A 21,022-nucleotide genomic window follows, 5' to 3' on the forward strand; every position below is an offset into this window, starting at 1 on the left:
GACCCCGTTGTTACCTCGCTGCGAGCAGCGACACGAAGATCGAGCCGGAGAAGGCGAACAGCACGACCGAGGCGACGCGGTGCACCAGCGGCTGGCGCGGCGTGGCGCTGGGGTAGGCCAGCACCGCCGCGCCCATCGAGATCCAGAGTGCGGCGATCGGGATCAGCAGGCTGCTGAAGATCAGGTAGGCCTGCAGGATGGCGGCGGAGCCGGCGGCCAGCGGCGGGAATACCACGGTGGCGAAGAAGAATGCTTTCGGGTTCAGCAGCGTGACCAGGAACAGGTTGCGCGGGCCGATGCCGGTGCTGCCCGCCTGGCCGGCCTGCGGCGCGGTGCGCCATAGCTTCAGCGCCGAGTAGGCGATGTAGATGGCGGCGCAGGCGCGGGCCACGGTCGGCGCGCCCGGCGCCACGGCGGCGGCCAGCGCCAGGAACGCGCACCAGATGCCGATCGCGATGAGGTAGCCGACCCATTCCGCGCCGATCAGGCGCAGCGAGCGGCGCAGGCCATCGCGGCTGCCGGCCAGGAACAGCAAGGTGTTGGTCGGGCCGGGCGTCAACAGCACCGCGCCTATCGTCAGCGCCATGAAGGTCGTGCCATGCGGCGCCAACTCGGACAGGGACGGGAAATGCATCGGATGATCCTTTTTGATACCAAAATTTGTCGGAGCCGGCAGTGTGCTCGACATTTGGTATCTTTGCAACGATGGCGTTAATGTATGTCGTCCAGCAGGTCGTGGGTGCGGCGGTAGCGGGGCAGGCGGCGCTCCAGCGTGTTTTGCGATTGATGATTGGCGTGTTCCACCAGCGTCAGCGCGGTGCTCAGCGCGTCGCTCATGGCTTTGGCGGCGGCCGCCATTGCTTCCGCCGGCGACAGCGGCGTCTTGGCCGCTTCCCGGTTCAATCCCGCGCGCAGTCGGGCGGCGTTGGTCCAGTTCTTGTCGCCGGGCAGGCGTATCCAGAGTTCGCGCCAGGCGTTGCGTGTGTCGCCGGATACCTGATGTACCATCTGGTTCGGGGAGACCGCCTCGCCGTGGTAGATCAGGTCGTCGCCGACGACTTCGGCGCTGTACCAGTTGTCGCCGCTGCGCATGCGTACCCGCGTGGTTTCGGGCAGGAACAGTTGCTTCCACTGGTAGCCGCGCACCGGGAGCGCGTCGGCGCGGCTTTTCGCGATCCACAGTTTGACGGCGTTGGCGATGGCCTCGGCGGGCGTCAGCGTGCTGCCGCTCTCGCGCAGAAAGCCGCACAGCTCGTCGTATGCGGCCGGCGGGAGGAGGGAGGTGGGGAGGGCTTTTTCAGTCCTTCGCGGATTCATTCTGTTTCTCCTTTCTGGTTTTAATGGGTTTCTTCTATTTCTATCTATTGGACCGTCGCTAAAAATAAGAGTTCACAAAAGAGAAAAATAGATAAGAATAGAAGGCCAAAACAGGATGGTTCGGCGAAGGACTGCGACAAGGCACCCCATGCCCAAGGAGTTTGATGATGTCCAAGCAATTGAAAATCGAAGGGCGCGTACAGGGTGTGGGTTATCGCGCGTCGTTTGCGGAGCAGGCGGTCGCGCTGGGCCTGAGCGGCTGGGTGCGCAATCGCCGCGATGGCTCGGTGGAAGCCGCCGTGGATGGCGATGCCCGGACAATCGAGGCAATCATCACTTGGGCCAAACGCGGCCCGCCCTCCGCCCGGGTATCGAATGTCACCGTCGAGGAGTCAGGCACCCAGGCATCGCCGGACGGCAGTTTCAAGATTTTACCGACGCAGTCATAGGGGGGCGATTTGACACATCATGCCGATGCTATTGCGTCTGAGGGAAGCGCTTGGGCGATGGTGCCAGGCGCGACCATCTGGTCATACAGGATCGATGATGTGCCTGCCGGCAGCGCGGACATCAGGGTTGTCACCATTTCCAAAGATGATCAACATTGGGAGCGCATTTTCACCTTCCCCAATCTGGAGGAGTTGACGCTGCATGGACCAGATCAAAAGCAGCTCGCCGCCATGTCAAGACTCCACTCGCTTGCGCGCCTGAGGATCATCAGCGCCCGTCCGAAAGATCTCAGCTTCGTCTCCGAGATGAGCAATCTCGGTGAACTGTCGCTGGAATACGTGTCCGGATTCTCGGATCTGGCGCCTCTCCGGCAGTTGAAAAAACTGCGCTTGCTGCACTTGGAAAATCTGCGGGGCGTGACGGATTTCCACGGCCTGTCAGGCATCGAAAGCCTGATGTATTTGAGTATGTCGGGCACGACGGATTGGAATCAGCCGGTGGCCGATTTCAGCTTTCTGAAAGGGCTGCCCAATCTGGAAGTGCTGTCGCTTAGCTGGCTCACCAGCAAGTCCACGTTTCCTGCGCTGATGCCGATAGTGTCGCTGAAAAAGCTGAGGACATTGCGCATCGGGAGGCGAGATTTTCCAATCAATGAATATGCGCTGCTTGAAGCGGGCCTGCCCGGGGTGGCTGGCGCTGCCTGGAGGCCGTCGCTGCGCCACGCTTACCGACACCTTCCATTGCCACCGGATGCCATCGAGGCGGATCACCCGTCCGTCCGCATCAATCCTTATGGAGAGCGTGTGATCGACGACCCGGATTCCTACTGGTATGACTTTCTCGGCAAGGGAGACCGCAGCATCCGGTGCGCGGGTCCCCAGGCAGAGAAAAAGCGGGCCGAATATGATCAAGCATATGAAGCGATGAAACAGGACGCCTTGCTCAGAATTTCGGCAAGCGGTCCAGCGTGATCACGTTCGGATGGTTGTAGACCTTCTTCTTGTGCGCGCTGGTGTTGTAGTACTCGCCGCTCCAGAAATTATTTGGATCGGTGACGGCCGCGCCGTCGCCATCGTTCCAGACCATGAACCATAGCCACCACGCGCCGTCGGCCGCCATCTTGTCCGGATCGGGGATGTAGCTGGTCTCGCTCAGCGCGATCGGCTTCGTGTGCTGCCGCGCTTTCCGGTAGGTCTGGACCTGCGCGCCGTAGGTCTTGTTGTCGGCCTGGTCGTAGATGTCGTAGCCGGTGATGTCGACCACGTCGTCGCCCGGATACCACGCCGGGTCCTGGCCGTTCCATACCCAGATCAGATTGTGAAGGCCGTGGACGTTCACCAGCCGGTCGTGCATGTGACGCCATAGCTGGATGTAGGCGGCGGCCGGCGAAACGCCGTCGGTGCGCGCGCGGCCCCACCAGAACCAGCCGCCCGAGGCTTCGTGCAGCGGCCGCCACAGCACAGGCACGCCGGCGTCCTGCAGCCGCTTCAGTTCGACCGCGATGCGGTCGATGCCATCGTTGATTTGCCGGTAGCCCGGGCTGTTCTTATCCATCGGAATGGTGAAATCGGTGTTCTTGCTGGTATCGGCTTCGTGCGCGTAGAACTTGCCGTTGTTCATGCGCCAGTGCCAGTGGAAAGACACCAGCCCGCCCTTGCCGGCGAAGGCGATCGCTTCCTCGGTCTGGTGCTGGCCGTCGGTCTCGTTGGCGCCGGGGCCGTAGTTCATGAAATCGTAGCCCATCAGCGCCGGATATTTTCCGGTATCGGCGTGGACGCGTTCAGCCATGTCGACCGAGTCCTTCCACGTCAGGTCCGCTTGCCCGGCGATGATGGACTTGCCCCAGATGCTGAGCAGGTAGTCATGGACCGCCTGCGTCCTGGCGTCGACCGGTGCGCTGCCGGCGTTCAAGGTGGTGAATGCCAGGGCGGCGAACATGGTCAGTAAGCGTATGGTTGGATGTCTCATGCACACAATGTAACGCCGCTGCGGACTCCTTTCAATCGCTCCATCGATTTCGCCGCGTGTTTAGCGTGTTCCGTGCACGTTTCCTGATTATGTACTATCATTAGTTACATGAGACGAGACAGCAAACTATCTTCCATCCTGCACGTGCTGCTACACATGGCGCACGCCGACGGGCCGTTTACTTCCGAGGAGCTGGCGGGCTTCCTGGACACCAACCCCGTGCTGGTGCGCCGGGTGCTGGCCGGGCTGCGCGAGCGCGGCTACGTCGGTTCCGACAAGGGACACGGCGGCGGCTGGAGCATCACCTGCGACTTGCGCAAGGTGACGCTGCGCGATATCTACGAGGCGGTCGGTTCGCCGACGGTGTTCGCGATGGGGAACCGCGTCGAGCAGCCGCAGTGCCTGGTGGAGCGCGCCGTCAACGATGCGCTGGCCAGTGCCTTCGACGAGGCGGAAGCCTTGCTGATCGAACGTTTCAAGGACGTGACGCTGGCCGACTTGTCGGACCGCTTCAACCAAGGATACGCACATCGCAAAGGAGTTCATCATGACCATCCAGCACCCCGCAAGTGAGTTCGACGTTATCGTCGTCGGCGGCAGCTATGCCGGCCTGTCCGCCGCGACCCAGCTGGCGCGGGCGCGCCGGCGCATCCTGGTGATCGACGCCGGCCAGCGGCGCAACCGCTATGCGCATCATTCGCACGGTTTTCTCGGGCAGGATGGGCGCGAGGCGGCGGCCATCGCCGCCGACGGCCGCGCGCAGCTGCTGAAGTATCCGACCGTGCGCTGGCTGGAGGGTAGCGCGGCGCAGGCGGTACCGCGCGAGCTTCAGCAAGGCGGCGGCTTCCGCGTGACGCTGGGTGACGGCCGCGCGTTCGATGCGCGCCGGCTGGTGCTGGCGACCGGCGTGGTCGACGAGCTGCCGCCGGTCGCGGGCCTGGCCGAACGCTGGGGCAGCAGCGCTTTCCACTGTCCGTATTGCCATGGCTATGAGCTCGAACAGGGCCGCATCGGCGTGCTGGCGACCGGGCCGCTGTCCATGCATCACGCGATGATGCTGCCGGATTGGGGAACGGTGACCTTGCTGCTGAACGGTGCATTCGAGCCGGATGCGGAGCAGCTGGCGTCGCTGGCGGCGCGCGGCGTAACGGTGGAGCGAAGCAAGGTGAAAGCCATCACCGGCCGCGCGACGGTGGCGCTGGAGGATGGGCGCGAGCTGGCGCTGGACGGTTTGTTCGTGGTGAGCCGCACGCATAGCGGCAGTCCGCTGGCGGAGCAGTTGGGCTGTGTCATGGAGGACGGTGCGATGGGAGCCTTCGTGCGCACCGATATGATCAAGGCGACCACCGTGGCCGGCGTATATGCCTGCGGCGACGCGGCGCGCATGGCCGGCAATGTGGCGATGGCGGTGGCCGATGGCACGATGGCCGGAGTGGCGGCGCACCAGTCGCTGATCTTCGGCGCGGTGGCCGCCGCGGCTTAGCCGGTTATAGCTGGTTGCGGGCCAGGTCGGCCAGTTCCGCGCGCATGGCCTCGGCGCGGCTCTTGCCGACGTTGGCGTCAAACTCCGCCTGCGCCTGCCGCCAGTGAGCGTATGCTTCGGTGTATTTGCGCGCGCCTTCATCGGTCAGCGAAAACACCAGCTTGCGGCTGTTGACGGCGTCCGGCAACTGCTGGACGTAGTTGTCCCTGGAGAGCGGCTTGAGCGCGCGCACCAGCGTGGTCCGGTCCATCACCATGCGCTCCGACAGCTCTTGCATGGAGATGCCGGGATTGTTCTTGATGACCGCGAGCAGGCTGTATTGCGAGGCCGTCACGCCGGCCTTTTCCAGATGCCGGTCATACAGCGCGGTGACCGCCCTGGCGGCCTGGCGCAGGGCCAGACAGTTGCAGGGATCGGCGAAGAGCGTGTCGTTCATTGTTCCTCCAGGCAGCGGATGCTGTCCACCAGGCTGGCCAGCGAGCGCGCCGCCAGCCTTGCCTCGAAGCCCGATTGCGCATCCTCCAGGATGTCGGTCATCGAATCCTTGAGGTGGCGGCTGGTGGGGCAGGCTTGCTGGACCGGGTAGCCGTGGATGGAGAAGGTGGCCGGCGCTTCGCTGGCGCGATAGATGTCGAGCAGCGAGATCTCGGCCGGCGGCCTGGCCAGCTTGCACGCGCCGTGCTTGCCGCGCGTGGCGACGACGATGCCGGCCTTGGACAGCTTGGCCACCGAGCGCCGTACAAACGTCGGCTCGGCGTTGACGCTGCCGGCCAGCATGGCCGACGTGACGTCTTCGCCGTAATGCTCGCCCAGCACGGCGGCGATGTGCGCGGCGACGGTAAATTGTACGTTCTTCAGTGACATAGCAAGGCTTCCAACCAGACTTTCATGACCATGCGCCAGTGTACCGTATGCGGACCGGCGGCGTCCGGTGAGCAGGACGCCGCCCCGGCCTTCGCCTAGCGGCCGGCCAGCGCGTTCGCCGGCGCGGAGGCCGCCGCAGGCGCCGCAGCGGGAGCCGTCTCGGCGCTGTCCCAGCCGCCGCCCAATGCGCGGATCAGCCCCACCGTGGTGACGGCGCGGTTGCCGCGCAGCTGTACGGCGTTGCGTTCGACCGCCGCCAGGTTGCGCTGGGCGTCCAGCAGTTCGAGGTAGCTGGAACGGCCGGCGTCGTACAGCTTTTGCGCCAGGTCGGCCGAGCGGCGCGCCGATACCACGGCGGCGTCGATCTGCTCCGTCTGACCCGACAGGATGCGCAGGCCGGCCAGGTTGTCCTCCACTTCCGCGAACGCCACCAGCACGTTCTGCCGATAGGTGCCGACCGACTCTTCCAGCGCCGCTTCGCTGCGGGCGATGTTGGCCTTGTTGCGGCCGCCGTCGATCAGCGGCATCGACATCAGCGCGCCCAGCACCCACGAGCGGCTGCTCCACTTGAACACGTCGGCGACGGTATTGCCCGACGTGCCGCCGGCGTTGGCGTTCAAGGCCAGCGCCGGGAACATGGCCGAACGGGCCACGCCGATGCGGGCGTTCGACGCTTCCATCGCGCGCTGTGCGGCGGCGATGTCGGGACGGCGCTCCAGCAGCGACGACGGCAGGCCGGCGGGAATCGCCGGCATCAGCGCGGTATCCAGCAGCGGGCTGGCGCCGGCAGTGTAGCTGGCCGCCGGCTTGCCCAGCAGGACCGCCAGCGCATGCTCGGTCGTGGCGCGCTGGCGCTGCAGGCCGATGGCTTCGGCGCGGGTGGTGGCCAGCTCGGTCTTGGCGCGCGACAGGTCGAACTCTCCGATGTCGCCAAGGTCGAAGCGGCGCTGGTTGACCTTGACGTTTTCTTCGCGGGTCCGCACCGTGCGGTTCAGCGTCTCCAGCTCGGCGTCGGTGGCGCGCAGACGGAAGTAGGTCTGCGCCACATCGGCCTGCACCGCCAGCAGCACCGAACGATAGGTCGCCTCGATGGACGCGGCGTCGCTGCGGGCGGCGCTGACGCTGGACGATACGCGGCCGAACAGGTCGACCTCGTAGCTGGCCGTCAGCTGCGCGGTGAAGACGTTGCCCGGCGCGACCGGCATACCGGCCGGCAGGCCGAGCGCCACGTCGGACTGCTGCTGGCGCTGGGCACCTGCACGCACGCCCACTTGCGGAATGCGGTCGGCTTCGGCGATGCCGGCGATGGCGCGGGCCTGCTTGACGCGGGCGGCGGCCACCGCCAGGTTGGCGTTGGCCCGGGTGGCTTCGGCGATCAGCGCATTCAGGGCCGTATCGTTGAAGGTCAGCCACCACTCGCCGCGCGCCTGCGCTTCGGCGGCCCGCGCCGGTTGCCAGGTGCTGCCATCGGCGGCCGTGCGTACCGGGCTTGCGGACTCCTTGAATGCGGCCGGCACGTCGATCGCGGGCTGCTTGAATTCAGGCGCGGCGCAGGCGGTCAGCAGCAGGGCCGTTAAAGCGATCATGGATTTCATATCAGTTTCCTTCCAGTTGGACCGGCACAGCGACAGGCGCGGCGGCGGGCGCCACCGCCTTGTTCTTTTCCAGGCGTTTGGCGAGCGTGCGCAGCAGCACGTAGAACACCGGCGTCAGGAACAGGCCGAAGAAGGTCACGCCCAGCATGCCGGCAAACACCGCGACACCCATCGCATGGCGCATCTCGGCGCCGGCGCCGTGCGAGAACACCAGCGGCAGCACGCCCATGATGAAGGCGATCGACGTCATCAGGATCGGACGCAGGCGCAGACGGCTCGCCTCCAACGCGGCCTGCACCACGGTGCGGCCATGCAGTTCCAGTTCACGCGCAAACTCGACGATCAGGATCGCGTTCTTCGACGCCAGCCCCACCAGCACAAACAGCGCGATCTGGGTGAAGATGTTGTTGTCGCCGCCGGTCAGCTTGACGCCCACCAGCGCGCTCATGATCGACATCGGCACGATCAGGATCACCGCCAGCGGCAGCGTCCAGCTTTCGTATTGCGCAGCCAGCACCAGGAACACCAGCAGCACGCACAGCGGGAACACATAGATCATGGTGTTGCCGGCGATGATGTCCTGGTAGGTCAGTTCGGTCCATTCATATGTCACGCCTTTCGGCAGGACTTCCTTGGCGATGCGTTCCAGCGCGGCTTGCGCCTGGCCGGACGAGTAGCCCGGCGCAGGGCCGGCGTTGACGTCGGCCGCCACATAGGCGTTGTAGCGCTGCACGCGGTCCGGGCCATAGCTGTTGGAGATGCGCATCAACGACGACAGCGGAATCATGTCGCCCTTGTCGCTGCGGACCTTCAGCTGCGCCACGTCTTCCACATGCGAGCGGAATTGCGCGTCGGCTTGCACGCGCACCTGATAGGTGCGGCCGAACTGGTTGAAGTCGTTCACATACAGCGAGCCCAGATTGATCTGCAGCGTTTGATAGATGGTCGCCAACGGCACGCCCAGCTGCTTGGCCTTGTCGCGGTCGATGTCGGCATACAGCTGCGGCACATTGATCTGGTAGCCGGAGAACACGCCCGCCAGCTCCGGCGCCGCGCGGGCTTTGGTCACCAGCTTCTGGGTGGCGTTGTACAGCTCATCGTAGCCAAGATTGCCGCGGTCTTCGACCATCATCTTGAAGCCGCCGATGGTGCCCAGGCCGTTGACCGGAGGCGGCGGGAACACCATGATGAAGGCATCCTGGATCGAGCCCACGCGCTTGTTGATTTCCGCCGCGATGCCGGGACCGCTGACTTCCTTGGTGTTGCGGGTTTCCGGCGCCAGTTCGCCGACGAAGACGATGCCGGAGTTGGGGGCGTTGGTCAGGTCGTTGACCGACAGGCCGGGGAAGGCCACGGTGTTGCGCGCGCCCGGCACGCCCAGCGCGATATCGGCGGTGCGGCGGATCACGGTCTCGGTGCGGTTCAGCGAGGCCGCTTCCGGCAACTGCGCGAAGCCGACCAGGTAGCCCTTGTCCTGCGACGGCACGAAGCCGGCCGGCACCAGCTTGAACATCACCGCCGCCAGCGCGACCAGCACCAGGTAGAAGCCGACCGACATCGATTTACGCGCCAGCATGCCTTTGACGCCGGTTTCGTACTGATGCGAGGTGCGGTTGAAGAAGTTGTTAAACCAGTGGAAGAAGCGGCCGAACAGCTTGTCCATCACGCGGGTGACGGCGTCCTTGGGCGCATCGTGGGGACGCAGCAACGCCGCCGCCAGGGCAGGGGCCAGCGTCAGCGAGCTGAATGCCGAGATCACGGTGGAGATGGCGATGGTCAGCGCGAACTGCCGGTAGAACTGGCCGGTCAGGCCGGAGACGAACGCGATCGGCACGAACACGGCGCACAGCACCAGCGCGATGGCGATGATCGGGCCGCTGACTTCCTTCATCGCCTGCACGGTCGCCGCGCGCGGCGACAGGCCGGCGGCGATATTGCGCTCGACGTTTTCCACCACCACGATCGCATCGTCGACCACGATGCCGATCGCCAGCACCAGGCCGAACAGGGTCAGCGTGTTGATCGAGAAGCCGAAGCCCAGCATCACGGCGAAGGTGCCGACCACCGACACCGGCACGGCCAGCAACGGAATGATGGAGGCGCGCCAGGTTTGCAGGAACACGATCACCACCAGCACCACCAGCGCGATCGCCTCCAGCAGCGTGTGGATCACGGCCTTGATCGAGTCGCGCACAAACATGGTCGGATCATAGGCGACGCTGAATTGCACGCCTTGCGGGAAGTCCTTGCTCAGTTCCGCCATCTTGGCGCGCACGTCGGCCGACAGCTGCAGGTCGTTGGAGCCCGGCGAGGCGAAGATCGCCAGCGCCACCGCCGGCTTGTTGTCCAGCAGCGCGCGCAGCGCATACGAACCGGAACCGAGTTCGATGCGGGCGACGTCGCGCAGGCGGGTCAGCGCGCCGTTTTCATTGGTGCGCACGATGATGTTGCCGAAGTCGTCCTCGGTCTTCAGGCGGCCTTGCGTATTCAGCGTCAGCTGGAACTCGCTGTCCTTGCTGGGCGAGGCGCCGACCACGCCGGCCGCCACCTGCACGTTCTGCTCGCGGATGGCGTTGGTGACGTCGGTCGCCGTCATGTTGCGGGCGGCGATCTTCTGCGGGTCGAGCCAGATGCGCATGGCGTAGTCGCCCGAGCCGAGGATGTTTACCTGGCCCATGCCGGGAATGCGGGCCAGCTGGTCTTTCACGTTCAGCACCGCGTAGTTACGCAGATACAGTTCGTCGTAGGTGTTGTCCGGCGAGACCAGGTGCACCACCATGGTCAGGTTGGGCGACGACTTGACCGTCGTCACGCCGATCTGGCGCACTTCCTCCGGCAGGCGCGGCAGCGCGCGCTGGACGCGGTTCTGCACTTCGGTTTCGGCCTGCTGGATGTTGGTGCCGATCTTGAAGGTCACGGTCAGCTTGAGCGCGCCGTCGGAGGTGTTCTGCGACGACATGTAGATCATGTGCTCGACGCCGTTGATCTGCTCCTCCAGCGGCGCCGCCACCGTCTCGGCGATCACCTTCGGATTGGCGCCCGGGTATTGCGCGCTGACCACCACCGAAGGCGGCACGACGTTCGGGTACTCGGATATCGGCAGGCGGAAGATCGAGATCAGGCCGCCGACGAAGATGATGATGGACAGGACCGCCGCGAAGATCGGCTTGTCCACGAAGAATCGCGAGAAGTTCATGATCAATGTCCTTTCGTATCAATGGCGGCCACCTTGGCGTCGGCGTTCTTGCCGTCCATGGAGACCATCTGCGGCGACAGCTGCGAGCCCGGGTGCACGCGCTGCAGGCCGTTGACGACGATCTTCTCGCCGGGCTTCAGGCCGGAGCGCACGATGCGCAGGCCTTCGGCGGTCTGGCCCAGCATGACCTGGCGGTACTCGGCCTTGTTGTCGGCGCCGACCACGTAGACGAACTTGCGGCTTTGGTCTGTGCTGATGGCCTGGTCGTCGATCAGGATGGCGTTGGCGCGCGGCTTGTTGCTGGCGCTGGTCTCCAGCTGCACCCTGGCGAACAGGCCGGGCACCAGCAGGTTGTCGGTGTTGGCGAAGACGGCGCGCATGCGCACCGCGCCGCTGCGCACGTCGAGCCGGTTGTCGACGAATTCCAGCTGGCCTTCGTGCGGGAAGCCGGTTTCGCTGGCCAGGCCGATGCGCACCTTGACCGGATGGCCGCTGTGGGCGTTGGCGCCGACGCTCAGATAGGTCGATTCGTCGCCGTCGAAGCTGGCGTAGATCTTGTCGTCGGAGACCACGGAAGTCAGCACGGCCGATGGGTCGATCAGGTTGCCTAGCGTGATTTCCGCCTTGCTGACGCGGCCGTCGATAGGCGCGGTCACCTGCGTGTAACCGAGGTTGAGTTTGGCGGTTTCGAACTGCGCGGAGGCGGCGCGGGCGTTGGCGTCCAGTTCCTTGAGGCCGGCGGCGCGTTCGTCGTATTCGCGCTGCGCGATGGCTTTATCGGCCAGCAGCTTCTCGGCGCGCGCCAGTTCCAGCTTGGCCAGGTCGGCCTTGGCGCGGGCGGAGACGGCGGCCGCTTCGGCGCGGTTGGCCTCGGCCTGGAAGGGGCGGGGATCGATCACGAACAGCAGCTGGCCTTTTTTGACCTTGCCGCCGGGCTGGAAATTCAGGGCGGTGATGTAGCCGCCGACGCGCGAGCGGATCTCGACCCGTTCGACCGATTCCAGCCGGCCGGAGAATTCCTGGGTTTCGGTGATCTGCTTTTCAATCACCACGGCGGCGGTGATCGGCGCGCCCTGGCTGGCTTCCTGGCCGGCGGCGGCCTTGCTATTGGCGTCGCCGCAGCCGCTGAGGATGGCGGCCGCCAGGCCGCCCGCCGCCAGTGCCGCCAATATCGGGCGTAGCTTGTAGTTGAAGTGATTCATGAAGGCTCCCTGTATGGTTTAATGTGCATATGCACACATCGGGGCAAAAAATAATGCGCGGATCGCGCCCCAGTGGTTTTAGAGTAAATGTGATTTTAATCGTCTCATTTAAAAAGTCAAGCTATTTCGGGCGGGCGTTTTTCAGGACGCCTTGTTTGTGCGCGGGGAGGTGGGCCGACGGGTCCTGCGCCGCATCGAAGACGTAGTGCTGGAAAATCGCGCCCCACGCGGCGCGCACTTCCGGCGGCTGGTGCTTCATGGCTTTCAGGGTGGCGACCAGGGCGTCGAAGGTGGTGCCGGCGTCCGCCGCCGGCTGCTCGTTCTTCCACCAGTAGTTGACCATCATGTTCAGGATGCCGTTCGACTGCACGTGGTGCCACCACAGCGTCGGGATGTACAGCGCGTCGCCCGGCAGCAGGTCGGCCACCAGTGCGGCCTGCATCGCCTGCCGGAAGCGCGGATGCAGCGCGTAGTCCGGCGCGCGGAAGTCGACCATGCTGATCGGCGTCGGCGTCGGCGCGAAGTCCAGCGGGCCGATATACAGCTTGCCCGCCTGCTCGGGCGGGAACAGCGTGAAGCGCCGCTCGCCGCTGACCACGCAGGCCAGGTTGTAGGATTCGTCGAAGTGCGCCGGCGTGGTGATGGTGTTGCCCAGCCAGATGCGCGGCCTGACCGACGCCGGCAGCGCCGGCGCGACGTTGTGCAGCGCGAACCGCGGCAGGCACTCGTCGATCAGCGCGCTCTGTATCGCCACCGACGGCGGCGCCTCGAACTGCGAGTAGCGCGCCAGCTGCTCGATCACTTTCGATACCGGCACCTTGTTGCGGACAAAGTTGAAACCGTCCATGTCCGGCTTGTAGAACAGCCGTCCGCGCTCGGCGGGCGGGGTCATCACCGCATCGACCTCGACGCCGCTGTCGAAGTCCATCAGGTATTGGCACAGCGCCTCCGGCGACTGCCGCGCCTTGTGTACGGCCGGCCAGTGCTGGACGAAGCCGCGCAGGATCGCCGGCCGGTAGCTGCCGGCGACCTCGCTGAAGAAGCGCGCCGGATCGAGGTCGCGGTATTCGGTGATGGTGTTCATGATCGTATGATGGCATAAAAAAACCCGCCAGGGCTAGGCCTTGGCGGGTAGAGACTACACAATGAAACCAGGGATTAGTACTTGATGTGCAGGCCGGCGTAGTACTGCACGCCGTTGGCGTAGAAGCGCGCCGGCTGGTCCTTGTTGAAGATGTAGTTCTTCAGGATCGGATTGTTCAAGTTCTGGCCGCTGACCGTCAGGGTCAGGTTAGGGCTGATGTTGTAGTTGAACGAAGCCGACAGCGTACCGGTCGAGTCCTGGTACAGCGGCGTGCCGCGGTCTTGCGCAGCCAGGAACGACGAGCGCCATGCGTAGCTGACGCGGGCATTGAACTTGTCGTTTTCGAAGTACAGGCCGGCGTTGGCGGTGGTCTTCGACGCACCCAGCATGTCGCATGGATCGCCCGAGGTCGAGGTCTGCATGGCAGGGCAGCCGCCGAAGTCCAGGTGCGAATCGGCCAGCGTGACGTTGCCGTCGATGCCGAAGCCCATGCCCACCGGTACCTGTGCCGCCAGTTCCAGACCCTTGACCTTGGCGCCGACGTTGATCGGCGAGGTGATGGTGTAGTTGGCGAACACTGGCTTGCCTTGCTCTTGCGAAGCGCGGGTGTCGATGAAGTTGCCGGTGCTGGTGCCGTAGCCGACGTAGTCTTTCAGGTCCATGAAGAACACGCCTGCCGACAGCAGGGCGCGCGGAGCGAAGTACCACTGCAGGCTTGCATCCAGGTTGTTGGACTTGACCGGTTTCAGCGCCGAGTTGCCGCCGTTGCCGGTGTGGGTTTCGTCGGTCAGGATCACCGCGCCGCCCAGTGCGCCGTAGTCGGGACGGGTCATGGTGCGCGACAGGCCCAGACGCGCCACCAGGTCCTGGCGCAGGTCGAACTTCAGGTTCAGGCTAGGCAGCGGGATGGTGGTGTTGTTGTCGATCGCGGTCTTCTTGACGAAACCGCCCCATGGATACGCTGGCAGCGTTTCGCCGGCCGGCTGGTTAGGCAGGATCTGGTAGCCGTTCGAGGTGCCTTCGGTGCGCACCAGGCGTACGCCGACGTTGCCGCTCCAGCCTTCGCCTTCCATCTCACCCTGGACGTAGGCCGCCTTGGTGTTTTCGGTCAGGTCGAACATGTCCTGGTAGTAGGTGCGGCTGACGTCGCGGTTCGAGTGCAGGTCGCCCCATGCGTTCAGGATCTTCGGATCCAGGATCCAGACGTTTTTAGGGAAGTCGCCGCCCAGGTCGCTGCCGAAGTTGCCAGGGTAGGTGGTGCCGTTCCAGGCCGGGTTGGTGCTGGTGCCGCCAACGTCGGTGTTGGACCAGTTCGGACCTTGCGCCACTTCGAAGTTGGAACGGGTGTGGTGCGTGGCGCGGATGCCGAATTTGATTTCGCGGAACACGCCGGCGTCCAGCGCGAAGGCCGCGTCGATCTGGCCGTAGCTTTCCTTGTCGTCGGTGGTGGCGGGCGATACGCCGAAGATCCAGTCCAGCGGCGTGCCGGTGAACTTGGAGACGTCGATGTTCGGGAACTTGACGGTGGCCGGCGAACCCAGGCCGTTCAGCTGGTAGCTGGCGCCGGAGTTGTTGACGTCGCCCTCGAACACGCCCTGGCTAGGCGTCACGCCCTTGCCCTTGGTGGCGCCGGCCTTGGCGGTCAGCACCAGCTTGTCGTTGACGCGCCATTTGCCGTCCAGGTCGAAGAACTCGGTCTGTGCGTAAGCGCCTTCGCGGACGATGTCGTCGACGATACCGTAGCGCAGCGGCGCGGCCGCGGTGCCCTTGTTGGTGAACGCGGCCGACACCAGGGTGCCGTTGCGGACCACGTAGCCTGGATCAGGCGCGACGCCCGAACCCAGCATGCCCGAGCCGTTCATGTCGGTCATGTAGTTGGTGTTGAAGTTCGACGCTTCCATTTTCGAGCGGAAGTAGGTCGCTTCCAGGCTGAAGTCGCGGCTAGGCTTGAATTGCAGGTCGATCAAGCCGCCCTTGCGCTTGCGTTCCTGCTGGAACAGCGAGGAGCCGATCAGGCGCGGGAACCAGACGTTGGCCAGGTCGGGATTGGTCTTGACGGCGGCGTTGGTCGGCGCCACCTGGGTCCATTGCAGCAGCTCCTGGCCGTCGCGGCGCAGCGAACGCTTCTCGGAGAAGCCCTGGACCATCAGGCCCAGCGTGCCGGCTTCGTTCTTCCAGTTGAACAGGGCGCTGATTTGCGGATCGGTTTTTTCCGGCAGGGTGGCATACACCGCCTGCACGGTCGCTTCCATCGAAATCGCCTTCTTGAAGTCCAGCGGGTGACGGGTGCGGATGTCGATCGAGCCGCTCGAACCGCCTTCCACCTGGTCGGCGGTCGGTGCTTTATAGACCACGACCTGGCCGACGATTTCCGACGGCAGCAGCGAGTACGATGCGGAACGGCCCACTGCGCCGCCCACCTGGTCCAGCACGAACCAGTCGCCGGTCGATACGGCGTGGCCGTTGATCAGGGTCTGGGTCAGCGACGGTGCGGTGCCGCGCATGGAGACGCGGTCGTTTTCGTCGAAGCCGCCCGAGCCCGCGCCGGAGGTGGAGATGTTCACGCCCGGCACGCGCTGCAGCGAGTCGGCCACGTTCTTGTCCGGCATCTTGCCGACGTCTTCGGCGGTGATCACGTCGACGTTGCTCGACGCATTGCGCTTGACCGACAGCGATTGCTGCAGCGAGCCGCGGATGCCGCTCACGATCACCACTTCCGGCTCTTTCTCGGCCGCGGCTTGCTGCGCCTGGGCGTTGATCGAAACGCTCAGCGCCAGAATGGCGGCTGCGGTTGCGATAGGCGTCAGTTTGGACATTTTAGTGTTATTCGAATTGTGTTGCATGTTCCCTCCCGTTGATGAAGGCTCCGCCGAGCCAACCGATTGTTGATGTGTCATTTTTTTTGCGGCGATCGGGTTGTCGGCCCGGCACCGCTTTTCACTTCTTTGCTAACCACGTTCAAAACCAATCCAACGCCAATATACCCGTCTTTTAATACCAGATCACTACCACTTTGAAATTCTTTTTTGTTGTGTTGTATGCAGCACACAGAGTGGCTTTTCGGCAACTATCCAGAAGCGGCCAGACGGTGGTATTGAACGGGTTCGTGGGCGCTTGCAACAGGCTGAAAGCGAGCATCCATGCGGGTTGTGGGGCGATTGTAAAAAATATTTGCAGCCATGCGACAGATCGGTAGATGACTGCTGGTCTTTTTTTGGTATTATCGTTTGACTATTGCAGAGAGGATGTCTTCATCGTTATGGAAAGCGATCAAATGACCCCACTGGTACACATCCGACAGCACCTCAATGAGACCAGTAACCTACCCCTGTACCAGCGCCTGCAGCGCGCCTTGCGCTCGGCCATCGAGCAGCATCTGCTCAAGCCGGAGGACGCGCTGCCGGCCGAGCGCCAGCTGGCCGCCGACCTGGAGATCTCGCGCATCACGGTGCGCAAGGCGATCGATGGCCTGGTGGGCGAAGGGGTGCTGGTGCGCCGGCCCGGCTCCGGCAATTTCATCAACACCCGCATCGAAAAGAACTTCGCCAAGCTGACCTCCTTTTCCGAGGACATGCGGGCGCGCGGGCGTTCGCCGCGCAGCGTGTGGCTCAAGCGCTCCGAAGGCACGGTCACGCCGGACGAGGCGATGCGCCTGCGGCTCAGCCCCGGCGCGGCGGTCTACCGCTTCCACCGCATGCGCTACGCGGACGATGTGCCGATGTGCCTGGAGTACGCGACCATCGTGGCCTCCTGCCTGCCGTCGCTGGACGCGGTCGACCTCTCGATGTACGACGCGCTGGAAAAAGCCGGCAACCGCCCGGTGCGCGCGCTGCAGCGGCTGTCCGCGCTGCTGCTCAATGCCGAACAGGCCATGCTGCTGCAGGCGAAGGAGGGCGATGCCGGCCTTTCCGTCGAGCGGCTGGGCTTTCTGCGGGACGGCCGCGCGGTGGAGTTTTGCCGCTCCTATTTCCGCGGCGATATGTATGACTTCGTGGCTGAACTGAACGCCACCTGACCTTTCAAGGACCTATGAACGCACTCAAATTGGCGCTGGCGCTTGCCGTCGCCGGCACCTTGCCCGCCGCCGCTTCCGAAGTGATCGGCTACTACCCCGGCTGGAAGTCGGATGCCTTCGCGGTCACCGCCGCCAATGTCGATGCCGGCAGGCTGACGATGGCGTTGTTTGCCTTCGTCGATGTCTGCTGGGACGGCAGGCATGGCAATCCCGAGCCCTCGGTGAACTACGTGGCGCCGTGCCAGGAGCCGCTCAACGGCGCGCTGGCCTTCCGCGACGAGGCGGTGGACGGCGCCAACCTGCGCGCGCTGGTGGCGCTGAAGAAGCGGCATCCCAGGTTCAAGGTGGTGGCGTCGGTGGGCGGGTGGGACTGGTCGAACCGCTTCTCCAACGTCGCCGATTCGGCCGAGGCGCGCGCCAACTTCATCGCCTCGTCGGTCAAGCTGATGCGGCGCTATGGCCTGGACGGCATCGACATCGATTGGGAATATCCGGCCGAGGCCGGCGTGCCTTGCGTGGCGGGCGAAACCTGCGCGCGGCCGCAGGACAAGCAGAACTTCATCAAGCTGGCGCGCGAGCTGCGCATCGCCTTCGACACGGCCGGCAGGAAGGACCGCAAGCATTACAGCATCACCATCGCGGCCGGCGGCAACGCCAACTACGTCAACGACGCGGGCAACAGCGCGTGGATCAAGGAACTGTCGCAGACGCTGGACTGGATCAATATCATGGCCTACGACTACCATATGCCGTGGGAGAAAAACAGCGGCCACCACGCGGCGCTGTTCGGCGACGCGAAGGATCCGGTGACGGCCAACGGCTTCTACGCCGCCGGTTCGGTGGAACGCTACCTGAAGGCCGGCGTGCCGGCCAGTAAACTGGTGTTGGGCGTGCCGTTCTACGGCTACGGCTGGAAGGGGTGCGCGCGCGGCGCGGACGGCGACGGCCAATACCAGGCCTGCGACGGCGGCGCCGCAGGCGGCATCAATGGCGGCAACTCGTATGGCTTCAGCCACCTGCTGAAGCAGGGCATATTGACGCCGGCTTTCGAGGGCGGCAACGGTTACCGGCGCTACTGGAACGCGTCGGCGCGCGTGCCCTACCTGTACAACGCGCAGGAGCAGATCTGGATCAGCTACGAAGACCAGGCTTCGTTGAAGGAGAAAGCCCGCTACATCAGGCAGCAGGGCTTGCGCGGGGCGATGTTCTGGGAGTTGAGCGCCGATGGCGAGCATCAGCTGTTGCGCACCTTGTCGGAGGCGATGCGCTAAGAAAAACGCCGGCTTGAAGCCGGCGTTTGGTTATTACTTCGCTGCCGCTGCAGCAGGTGCCGCCGCTGGCGGGTTCTGGTACATGATCCAGTAGCGGGCCAGGTCTTCACGGCCATCGGCGCCGGTGATGGTTTGCAGCAGCTGGACCGATTCGTCCTTCTTGCCGGCCAGTGCCAGGGCGTAGCCCAGGCGCAGCTTGGCGTCGTCAGGATTCTTGGACACGCCCTTGGCGATACCTTGTTTCATCAGGTCGATACCCTTGTCGAACTGGCCCAGGGTGATGTAGTTGTAACCCAGGTTGACCAGGCCGACGCCGTCTTTCGACTTTTGCGCGGCGGCGACGCCGGCATCGATGTTCTTGGCATCGTCGGCGGCGCCCTTGTTGGCGCTGTCGCGGATCTTCTGCAGCGCGACCTTGTCCTTGCCGGCAGGGATGGCGCCAGGGAAGCCCTTGTCCATCGCGATCTTGGCTTCGCTGAAGAAGCCGCCCAGCACGGCCAGTTCGGCCTGTTCCACGTAGTCTTCCGGTTCCATCTTGGTCGGCACGGCGACGGCTTTCAGGCGCACCAGGTCCAGGTCGAAGCGCGTGGCGTAGGTCTTCTTGCCGCGCGTGCGGTTCAGCAGGTCGTTCCAGTAGTCTTCGCTCGGATAGTAGCGGGTCAGCTCTTCCACGGCTTGCAGGTACAGGGCGGTGTCCTTGGTCTTGATGCCGATGTTGCCCAGCAGGTTCAGCTCGTCCTTAGGCGGCGCGACGCCGGATTTTTTCGCGGCGTCGATATCCTTCAGCACCTCGGTCTTCGCGGTGGCGAAATCGTTCTTCAGGAAGTAGGCGCGGATCAGGAACTGGCGCTGCTTGACGTTGTCGCCCGATTCGGCGCCGTAGCGGTTGAACCAGACGATGGCCTTGTCGAAGTCTTTCAGGTTGCTGTAGTAGATGCCGGCGATCGCGTCGATGAAGCGCAGTTTTTCTTCCGGCTTCAGGCGGCCCGATTCGATCATCGCTTCCAGACCCTTGATGGACAGCTCGTTATTGCCCGAGGCCTGGCCCAGTTGCACGCGCATCTGGTTCAGTATGAAGGCTTCGTACGGGGTAATGTTCGGCATGGCCGCCGCGGTGTCGATGCGGGTCTGGAATTCGGTGTAGTTCTTCGCTGCCAGCAGTTCCTTGGTCTGTGCCGGGTCGATCAGCTTGTAGATTTCCGGGCGGACAGTGTCTTTCGGCGCTTCCGGCGCGGCTTTTTTCTCTTCCGCGGCGTGGGCGGCGGACATGCCCAGCATGGCTGGAGCGGCGTTCAGGCCGATGGCGGCCAGGAGCAGGCTAATACGAGCAAGACGAATATGGGACATGGGTATCCTTCAATCAAACAAATTAGACGGGCGGCGCAGGGGCGCCAGGACGTCGGGCAGAGTAAACCCGCGTATTGTTACATAAAACCGGTTAGAAATCCGAATTCAAGTGTGTGCCGCCCCGCGCGCGAGGGCGCGGCCCCCGGCGTTAAATAACAGGCAACGGGAGGCCGGCAAGTGCACCCGCGCGCGGTTGCCCGCGTGCAGCGGCGGCGCCTCGGCGGTTTGCTTGACGGCGATCATCTCCGGCACGCCGGCCAGCGTGGCGTAGACGATGGACAGGTCGCCCAGGTACTCGACGTGGCCGACGCCGACGTCGATGACGTTGCCGCCTTGTTCCGGCGCGGCGATGGCCAGGTGTTCGGCGCGCACGCCCAGCGTGACCTTGTCGCCCGGCTGCGGACCGGAGGCAACGTCGACGGCCGCATCGACCACCACCACGGCGCCGCCGGGCAGCAGCACGCGTACGCTGTCGCCGGCCGTGGCGACGATCTCGCCGGGGATGAAGTTCATCTTCGGCGTGCCGAGGAAGCCGGCCACGAACAGGTTGGCCGGATGGTTGTACAGTTCATGCGGCGTGCCGACCTGCTCGATGCGGCCGCCGTTGAACACCACGATGCGCTGGCCCAGCGTCATCGCCTCGACCTGGTCGTGGGTGACGTAGATCATGGTGGTCTTGAGCTCATTGTGCAGGCGGCTGATCTCGACCCGCATCTGCACGCGCAGGCTGGCGTCCAGGTTGGACAGCGGTTCGTCGAACAGGAACACCTCCGGCTTGCGCACGATGGCGCGGCCGATGGCGACGCGCTGGCGCTGGCCGCCGGACAGCTCCTTCGGCCGCCGCTTGAGCAGCGGCGCGATCTGCAGGATGGCGGCGGCGCGTTCCACCGCAGCCGCCACTTCGGCCGGCTTGTGGCCGGCCAGCTTGAGCGCGAACGCCATGTTCTCGTACACCGTCATGTGCGGATACAGCGCGTAGGACTGGAACACCATCGCCAGCTTGCGCTGCGCCGGGGCGATGTCGTTGGCCAGCGTGCCGCCGATGTGCAGCGCGCCGCCGCCGATGGTTTCCAGGCCGGCGATCATGCGCAGCAGCGTGGACTTGCCGCAGCCCGACGGGCCGACGAAGACCATGAATTCGCCGTCGGCGATATCGAGGTCGACGCCGTGGATGACCTGGGTTTTATCGTAGTGCTTGACGATGCCTTTGAGGCTGACGCTGGCCATGCG

18 protein-coding genes are annotated in these 21,022 nt (G+C 64.5%); 6 read left to right on the forward strand and 12 right to left on the reverse strand.

Going from position 1 to position 21,022, the window contains the following annotated elements:
- Nucleotides 1-10 precede the first annotated feature (10 nt).
- Both ACEN9F_RS26270 and ACEN9F_RS26275 read right to left on the reverse strand, forming a co-directional pair.
- Nucleotides 11-634 carry a LysE family translocator gene (locus ACEN9F_RS26270; protein WP_413424852.1) on the reverse strand — a complete coding sequence of 208 codons (624 nt, stop codon included), beginning with the start codon at nucleotides 632-634 and terminating at the stop codon, nucleotides 11-13.
- A gap of 77 nt (nucleotides 635-711) precedes the next feature.
- Nucleotides 712-1,317 (reverse strand): hypothetical protein, encoded by a 606-nt coding sequence (locus tag ACEN9F_RS26275; RefSeq protein ID WP_413424853.1) that lies wholly within the window; start codon nucleotides 1,315-1,317, stop codon nucleotides 712-714.
- A 167-nt stretch (nucleotides 1,318-1,484) separates the two neighbouring features.
- On the opposite strand from ACEN9F_RS26275, the gene ACEN9F_RS26280 reads away from it, so the two are divergent.
- Both ACEN9F_RS26280 and ACEN9F_RS26285 read left to right on the forward strand, forming a co-directional pair.
- The gene (locus ACEN9F_RS26280) at nucleotides 1,485-1,766 is read left to right on the forward strand and encodes an acylphosphatase (RefSeq protein WP_413427184.1); all 282 of its coding nucleotides are present in this window, start codon (nucleotides 1,485-1,487) and stop codon (nucleotides 1,764-1,766) included.
- A 9-nt stretch (nucleotides 1,767-1,775) separates the two neighbouring features.
- Nucleotides 1,776-2,738 carry a hypothetical protein gene (locus ACEN9F_RS26285; protein ID WP_413424855.1) on the forward strand — a complete coding sequence of 321 codons (963 nt, stop codon included), beginning with the start codon at nucleotides 1,776-1,778 and terminating at the stop codon, nucleotides 2,736-2,738.
- On the opposite strand, the gene ACEN9F_RS26290 is transcribed toward ACEN9F_RS26285, so the two are convergent.
- Complete coding sequence (locus ACEN9F_RS26290; RefSeq protein WP_413424857.1) at nucleotides 2,710-3,735, reverse strand: glycosyl hydrolase; 1,026 nt, start codon at nucleotides 3,733-3,735, stop codon at nucleotides 2,710-2,712. The genes ACEN9F_RS26285 and ACEN9F_RS26290 overlap by 29 nt on opposite strands.
- Nucleotides 3,736-3,843: 108 nt before the next feature.
- On the opposite strand from ACEN9F_RS26290, the gene ACEN9F_RS26295 reads away from it, so the two are divergent.
- Together ACEN9F_RS26295 and ACEN9F_RS26300 are read left to right on the forward strand one after the other, a co-directional pair.
- Nucleotides 3,844-4,308 (forward strand): Rrf2 family transcriptional regulator, encoded by a 465-nt coding sequence (locus ACEN9F_RS26295; protein WP_413424859.1) that lies wholly within the window; start codon nucleotides 3,844-3,846, stop codon nucleotides 4,306-4,308.
- The gene (locus tag ACEN9F_RS26300; RefSeq protein ID WP_413424860.1) at nucleotides 4,283-5,218 is read left to right on the forward strand and encodes an NAD(P)/FAD-dependent oxidoreductase; all 936 of its coding nucleotides are present in this window, start codon (nucleotides 4,283-4,285) and stop codon (nucleotides 5,216-5,218) included. Before ACEN9F_RS26295 ends, ACEN9F_RS26300 begins: the two co-directional genes overlap by 26 nt.
- Nucleotides 5,219-5,222: 4 nt before the next feature.
- On the opposite strand, the gene ACEN9F_RS26305 is transcribed toward ACEN9F_RS26300, so the two are convergent.
- From ACEN9F_RS26305 to ACEN9F_RS26335, 7 genes are all read right to left on the reverse strand, one after another.
- Nucleotides 5,223-5,654, reverse strand: coding sequence for a MarR family winged helix-turn-helix transcriptional regulator (locus ACEN9F_RS26305; RefSeq protein WP_413424862.1), 432 nt, complete (start codon nucleotides 5,652-5,654; stop codon nucleotides 5,223-5,225).
- The gene (locus tag ACEN9F_RS26310; RefSeq protein WP_413424864.1) at nucleotides 5,651-6,082 is read right to left on the reverse strand and encodes an Rrf2 family transcriptional regulator; all 432 of its coding nucleotides are present in this window, start codon (nucleotides 6,080-6,082) and stop codon (nucleotides 5,651-5,653) included. The genes ACEN9F_RS26305 and ACEN9F_RS26310 overlap by 4 nt, the downstream gene beginning before the upstream one ends.
- Nucleotides 6,083-6,177: 95 nt before the next feature.
- Nucleotides 6,178-7,677: an efflux transporter outer membrane subunit gene (locus ACEN9F_RS26315; protein WP_413424866.1), complete on the reverse strand. Its 1,500-nt coding sequence runs from the start codon at nucleotides 7,675-7,677 to the stop codon at nucleotides 6,178-6,180.
- Nucleotide 7,678: 1 nt separating this feature from the next.
- On the reverse strand, nucleotides 7,679-10,873 hold the full coding sequence (locus ACEN9F_RS26320; protein ID WP_413424867.1) for an efflux RND transporter permease subunit: 3,195 nt from the start codon (nucleotides 10,871-10,873) through the stop codon (nucleotides 7,679-7,681).
- Nucleotides 10,874-10,875: 2 nt separating this feature from the next.
- Nucleotides 10,876-12,075: an efflux RND transporter periplasmic adaptor subunit gene (locus ACEN9F_RS26325; RefSeq protein WP_413424869.1), complete on the reverse strand. Its 1,200-nt coding sequence runs from the start codon at nucleotides 12,073-12,075 to the stop codon at nucleotides 10,876-10,878.
- Between the two features lie 121 nt (nucleotides 12,076-12,196).
- Entirely contained in the window at nucleotides 12,197-13,159 is a 963-nt protein-coding gene (locus ACEN9F_RS26330; RefSeq protein WP_413424871.1) for a cupin-like domain-containing protein, read from the reverse strand.
- A gap of 74 nt (nucleotides 13,160-13,233) precedes the next feature.
- Nucleotides 13,234-15,975 (reverse strand): TonB-dependent receptor, encoded by a 2,742-nt coding sequence (locus ACEN9F_RS26335; RefSeq protein WP_413424873.1) that lies wholly within the window; start codon nucleotides 15,973-15,975, stop codon nucleotides 13,234-13,236.
- Between the two features lie 458 nt (nucleotides 15,976-16,433).
- Between ACEN9F_RS26335 and ACEN9F_RS26340 the strand changes: the two genes are divergently transcribed.
- Nucleotides 16,434-17,174 carry a GntR family transcriptional regulator gene (locus tag ACEN9F_RS26340; RefSeq protein WP_413424875.1) on the forward strand — a complete coding sequence of 247 codons (741 nt, stop codon included), beginning with the start codon at nucleotides 16,434-16,436 and terminating at the stop codon, nucleotides 17,172-17,174.
- A 14-nt stretch (nucleotides 17,175-17,188) separates the two neighbouring features.
- Nucleotides 17,189-18,445 carry a glycoside hydrolase family 18 protein gene (locus tag ACEN9F_RS26345; RefSeq protein ID WP_413424877.1) on the forward strand — a complete coding sequence of 419 codons (1,257 nt, stop codon included), beginning with the start codon at nucleotides 17,189-17,191 and terminating at the stop codon, nucleotides 18,443-18,445.
- A gap of 33 nt (nucleotides 18,446-18,478) precedes the next feature.
- Here the strand turns inward: ACEN9F_RS26345 and ACEN9F_RS26350 are convergent, their stop codons facing one another.
- Together ACEN9F_RS26350 and ACEN9F_RS26355 are read right to left on the reverse strand one after the other, a co-directional pair.
- Entirely contained in the window at nucleotides 18,479-19,792 is a 1,314-nt protein-coding gene (locus ACEN9F_RS26350; protein WP_413424879.1) for a hypothetical protein, read from the reverse strand.
- Between the two features lie 105 nt (nucleotides 19,793-19,897).
- The gene (locus tag ACEN9F_RS26355; protein WP_413424881.1) at nucleotides 19,898-21,019 is read right to left on the reverse strand and encodes an ABC transporter ATP-binding protein; all 1,122 of its coding nucleotides are present in this window, start codon (nucleotides 21,017-21,019) and stop codon (nucleotides 19,898-19,900) included.
- Nucleotides 21,020-21,022: the final 3 nt, after the last annotated feature.

The sequence above is a fragment of the Duganella sp. CT11-25 genome, from assembly GCF_047302815.1.
Taxonomy (GTDB): domain Bacteria; phylum Pseudomonadota; class Gammaproteobacteria; order Burkholderiales; family Burkholderiaceae_D; genus Rugamonas.

Bases quoted from the DNA above. Each gene is read 5' to 3' on its own strand.
- ACEN9F_RS26270 (WP_413424852.1), bottom strand. From the start codon at position 634: ATGCATTTCCCGTCCCTGTCCGAGTTGGCGCCGCATGGCACGACCTTC.
- ACEN9F_RS26275 (WP_413424853.1), bottom strand. From the start codon at position 1,317: ATGAATCCGCGAAGGACTGAAAAAGCCCTCCCCACCTCCCTCCTCCCG.
- ACEN9F_RS26280 (WP_413427184.1), top strand. From the start codon at position 1,485: ATGTCCAAGCAATTGAAAATCGAAGGGCGCGTACAGGGTGTGGGTTAT.
- ACEN9F_RS26290 (WP_413424857.1), bottom strand. From the start codon at position 3,735: ATGAGACATCCAACCATACGCTTACTGACCATGTTCGCCGCCCTGGCA.
- ACEN9F_RS26295 (WP_413424859.1), top strand. From the start codon at position 3,844: ATGAGACGAGACAGCAAACTATCTTCCATCCTGCACGTGCTGCTACAC.
- ACEN9F_RS26300 (WP_413424860.1), top strand. From the start codon at position 4,283: ATGACCATCCAGCACCCCGCAAGTGAGTTCGACGTTATCGTCGTCGGC.
- ACEN9F_RS26305 (WP_413424862.1), bottom strand. From the start codon at position 5,654: ATGAACGACACGCTCTTCGCCGATCCCTGCAACTGTCTGGCCCTGCGC.
- ACEN9F_RS26310 (WP_413424864.1), bottom strand. From the start codon at position 6,082: ATGTCACTGAAGAACGTACAATTTACCGTCGCCGCGCACATCGCCGCC.
- ACEN9F_RS26315 (WP_413424866.1), bottom strand. From the start codon at position 7,677: ATGAAATCCATGATCGCTTTAACGGCCCTGCTGCTGACCGCCTGCGCC.
- ACEN9F_RS26320 (WP_413424867.1), bottom strand. From the start codon at position 10,873: ATGAACTTCTCGCGATTCTTCGTGGACAAGCCGATCTTCGCGGCGGTC.
- ACEN9F_RS26325 (WP_413424869.1), bottom strand. From the start codon at position 12,075: ATGAATCACTTCAACTACAAGCTACGCCCGATATTGGCGGCACTGGCG.
- ACEN9F_RS26330 (WP_413424871.1), bottom strand. From the start codon at position 13,159: ATGAACACCATCACCGAATACCGCGACCTCGATCCGGCGCGCTTCTTC.
- ACEN9F_RS26335 (WP_413424873.1), bottom strand. From the start codon at position 15,975: ATGTCCAAACTGACGCCTATCGCAACCGCAGCCGCCATTCTGGCGCTG.
- ACEN9F_RS26340 (WP_413424875.1), top strand. From the start codon at position 16,434: ATGACCCCACTGGTACACATCCGACAGCACCTCAATGAGACCAGTAAC.
- ACEN9F_RS26345 (WP_413424877.1), top strand. From the start codon at position 17,189: ATGAACGCACTCAAATTGGCGCTGGCGCTTGCCGTCGCCGGCACCTTG.
- ACEN9F_RS26350 (WP_413424879.1), bottom strand. From the start codon at position 19,792: ATGTCCCATATTCGTCTTGCTCGTATTAGCCTGCTCCTGGCCGCCATC.
- ACEN9F_RS26355 (WP_413424881.1), bottom strand. From the start codon at position 21,019: ATGGCCAGCGTCAGCCTCAAAGGCATCGTCAAGCACTACGATAAAACC.